At 57.7% G+C, this 3,253-nt stretch carries 2 protein-coding genes; both read left to right on the top strand.

Annotated elements, in window-relative coordinates; translation table 11 throughout:
* Positions 1–2,412, top strand: a 2,412-nt coding sequence (locus B3Z49_RS21760) for a molybdopterin-dependent oxidoreductase (protein WP_296994909.1), incomplete at its 5' end; no start/stop codon positions are given.
* Positions 2,384–3,253 (top strand): precorrin-2 dehydrogenase/sirohydrochlorin ferrochelatase family protein (locus B3Z49_RS21755; protein WP_296994907.1); only part of this gene is annotated, 870 nt, incomplete at its 3' end. The genes B3Z49_RS21760 and B3Z49_RS21755, both read left to right, overlap by 29 nt.

Below are 3,253 nucleotides of genomic sequence, written 5' to 3'. Positions count from 1 at the left end.
TTTTATGTCTCGGGTCAACTTCTGACCGAGGATTACTACGTCGCCAACAAGCTGATCAAGGGCTTCATCGGATCGCCGCATATCGATACCAATTCCCGGCTATGCATGGCCTCGACCGTAGTGGGACATAAACGGGCGTTTGGCGCGGACGTTGTGCCGGGCTGTTACGAGGATCTTGAAATCGCCGATCTGGTCATTCTGACCGGATCAAATCTGGCATGGTGTCACCCGGTGCTGAACCAGCGCCTGCGTGCGGCCAAGGAGAAGCACGGCACAAAGATCGTCGTGATTGATCCCAGGCGGACGGCAAGTTGCGATATTGCCGATCTGCACCTGCCGATCAAACCGGGCAGCGACGTTGCCCTGTTTAACGGGTTGCTGGCCTGGCTTGATCAAACCCGCAATACCGATCTTCGTTACGTAGCCCGTCATGTGACCGGCTACGAACACGCCGTGGCAGAAGCACGTGCTGACTGCCCTGATATCGAGACAACCGCAGAAAAATGCGGGCTCGACACCCATGAAAGCGCTGATGAACTCGGCTCGGGTCTGGGAAAACTGGAAACGTTCTTTAATTGGTTTGCCGCCTTTGAACGCACCGTCACCGTGTTCTCGCAAGGGGTTAATCAGTCCTCAAGCGGATCGGACAAGGTCAATTCGATCCTGAATTGCCATCTGGCAACAGGGCGCGTCGGAAAGCCGGGTTCAAGCCCGTTCTCCGTCACCGGCCAGCCCAATGCCATGGGCGGACGCGAAGTTGGCGGGCTTGCCAATCAGTTGGCCGCCCACATGAACCCCAATGACCCGATTGATGTTGATCGCGTACGTCGGTTCTGGAAATCCGATGTTCTTGAACAGGGCGAAGGATACAAGGCGGTTGATATGTTCCGCGCCATTGAACGTGGGGAAATCAAGGCTGTGTGGATCATGGCGACCAATCCGGTCGTCAGCCTTCCGGATGCCGATCGCGTTCGGCTTGCGCTGTCGCGCTGTCCGCTTGTGATTGTTTCGGACGTGGTGAACGATACAGATACATTGCGCCATGCCGACATCAAACTCCCCGCTGCCGGTTGGGCCGAAAAATCGGGCACGGTCACCAATTCCGAACGTCGCATTTCGCGCCAACGCCCGTTCCGAGAGGCCCTTGGCAATGCCAAGCCAGACTGGTGGATCATGTCCGAAGTCGCCAAGGCCATGGGCTTTGCCAAGGCATTCAAATACAAGGACCCAAGCGACATCTTTGCCGAGCACGCCGCCCTGTCGGAATTCGAAAATGATGGCACACGTGCCTTTGATATCGGCGCATGGCACAAGGCCAGAAAATCGGCCTATGACAGTATGGAACCGTTTCAATGGCCGGCATCGCGCAAATCTCAGCCTGTGAATGGCGCAACCCGCCTTTATGGCGATGGGATCTTCACCACATCAAGTGGGCGCGCCAAGATGCTTGGCCTTACCCACAGCGGCCCGCAATCTCAAACCAGCCGGGAATACCCGCTGATTGCCAATAGCGGTCGTTACCGCGATCAGTGGCACACCATGACCCGGACAGGCACTGCCGCCCGGCTCAGCGCGCATCGCCCCGAACCGTTGCTTGAAATTCACCCAAAGGATGCTGCGCTTTACGGCCTTTCTGATGGCGGGATCGCCCGGATCAGAAGCCCGCATGGTACTGCGTTGATGCGGGTGGCAATTACGGATGCACAAACACCAGGACAGGTTTTCGTTCCGATGCACTGGAACGATGTCTTCTCGGCCGCGGGTGGGATTGGTCGACTACAGCCCCCCAATGTTGACCCCCACTCCGGCCAACCCGAAAGCAAACATCTTCCGGTCGCCCTCGAACCGTTTAGCGCCAAATGGCAGGGATTGCTGTTTTCAAGCACACCGGTCGATCTTTCCAAACTGCCCTACTGGGTCGGTGCGACCGGACCGGGCAGCATGGTCTACGAAATCGCCGGTGATGCCCCGATCCTGTTTAAATCCCTTTTGCCGATTGCCGCAAACAGGGACGTTGAGCAGATCATTGAATATTCCGACGCCAACAAGGGGGTCCATCGGTTTGCCCGCCTCGAGGGTGATCGGATTACCGGGGCGCTGTTTGTCGGCCCGGATCGCCCGGCACTTGGTCGTGAGTGGGTTTCAAACCTGTTTGGTGCGAATGCCATCGCGCCGGTTGAACGCAACGCGCTTTTGGCCGGGCGGATGCCCGATGCCGGGGCGATCAATGATCGCCTGATTTGTTCGTGCTTCTCGGTTGGCTTGGCCGCAATCAGCAAAGCCATCTCTGAACAGAATGCCGTGACGGCGACCGATATCGGCCGCCTGCTTCAGGCCGGGACAGGATGCGGATCCTGCGTGCCGGAGATAAAGGAGATTCTCGATGACGTATTACCGCGCGCCGCAGAATAACACTCTGAACGCCACGGCACCTCGGGCAAACACCGATCAGCCAGACGAAAAATTCGCCTACTTCCCGGCATTTGTGAAAGTTCAGGGCAAGAAGGTTGTCGTGCTTGGGGGCGGCGAAGTTGCCGCGGGCAAGCTCCGCCTTCTGCTGCGCAGTCACGCCGACATCACGGTGATTGCGCCTGAAGTGTGCGATGATGTTGCAAACATGCACAATGCCGGTCAGATCACATGGGAACGCGCCCCGTTTGTCGATACCATGATTAATGGCGCGATCATGGTGTTTGACGCGACGGACAATCCCCACCTGACCAAGCGGGTCGAGGCGGCAACCAAACGACGCAACATCTTGCTGAATGTCGTCGACAAGACCGCGCATTGCGATTTCATTGTGCCCGCCATTCTTGATCGCGCCCCAATCATGATCACGATCTCGACGGGTGCCTGCGCCCCGGCACTGGCACGCATGTTACGGCAACGACTTGAAACCGTGTTCCCGGCAACCTTGTCAAACATTGCCAAAATCGCCCGTGATGCCCGCGAAACCGTGGCCGCACATTTAAGCGACAGCCTTTCACGACAGCGCTTCTGGACCCGTTTTTTCCAAAACGCCTTGCGCGCGGACAACACTGGCAAAGTCACGCCCGATGACCTCGCACATGAACTCCGCACCTTTGTCCCGCAAGGCAGCAGCGCAACCGTGCCGTCCGGCCAATCCTTGCAGGTCACGATCAGCGCCGATAACGCCTATGACATCCCGCACGGTATTGCCGGCAACATCGAAACAGCCGATATCATTTTCCACGACAAAGATGTGGCACCCGACATCCTTGCCCTGGCCCGC

The organism is Thalassospira sp. UBA1131 (assembly GCF_002311515.1).
In the GTDB taxonomy this organism is placed as follows: domain Bacteria; phylum Pseudomonadota; class Alphaproteobacteria; order Rhodospirillales; family Thalassospiraceae; genus Thalassospira.
The sequence above is the reverse complement of the archived record's forward strand: the minus strand, read 5'-3'. Positions and strand labels throughout refer to the sequence as shown.